We start from the raw sequence: 890 nt of genomic DNA, 5'->3' as shown, positions 1-890 counted from the left end.
GGGCTTGGGCATCAAAACAACCAGAGCAGCTTGCAGCGCCTCGAGCTTCCTGAAGCACTCAACTCACTGGAGGGTGTCGTCGCAGGTAGTAACCACACCCTTGTCTTTGGCCGCGACAGCCTCGGAAAACCACTGCTCTTTGCCTGTGGATTGAACTTTTACGGCCAACTGGGGCTTGGGGATAAAAACGACCGGATCAGCCTGCAGCCAGTAACTCTTCCTGAATGCCTCAATTCACTGGAGGGTATCGCCGCAGGTGGTCTCCACACCCTTGTCTTTGGCCGTGATAGCAATAAAAAGCCACTGCTCTTTGCCTGTGGATGGAACAACTTTGGCCAACTGGGGCTTGGGGATAAAAACGACCGGAGCAGCCTGCATCGCATTGAGCTTCCTGAAGCACTAAACTCACTGGAGGGTGTCGTCGCAAGTTTCAATGACACTTTTGTCTTTGGCTTCGATAGCTTCGGCGAGCCAGCGCTCTTTGCCTGTGGTGTGGAGCATCTCCTGACCACTGTCCCAAAACCCGTTATCTGCGACAGCGAAAAATATCGTCTTAAAGTGGCAATAGAGAACCACGTGCAAACGCTCACGAATGAATTCAGCTGGTTTGGATTGAAAAAAAGCCCTCAGGAAAAAATTAAGATGCTCAAACAACTCTGTGAAAACCTTGAACAAGTGGATAATCGAAACTCAAAACAAAAGCTCAGTGATACAATGAGTACCTTTTTAAATGAACATAAACAAACCATCAAAGAGCACCGCAATCCCTTCAGAAATTGGGGCTTTTTTAGACCTGAATCCCCCACGCGCAGCGAGACATTTCTCACTGAGAAAATGAACAGCCTTAACAGTTAACTGCTAGTGGCATTTTAAACAATAAAATGCCACTA

General features: G+C 48.0%; 1 pseudogene. It reads left to right on the top strand.

Features of this window, described 5'->3' with window-relative positions:
* Window positions 1-855: pseudogene (locus Lwal_RS14840) on the top strand (hypothetical protein); the annotation flags it as partial.
* Window positions 856-890 lie beyond the last annotated feature (35 nt).

The sequence above is a fragment of the Legionella waltersii genome, assembly GCF_001468085.1.
GTDB lineage: Bacteria > Pseudomonadota > Gammaproteobacteria > Legionellales > Legionellaceae > Legionella > Legionella waltersii.
The sequence above is the reverse complement of the archived record's forward strand: the minus strand, read 5'-3'. Positions and strand labels throughout refer to the sequence as shown.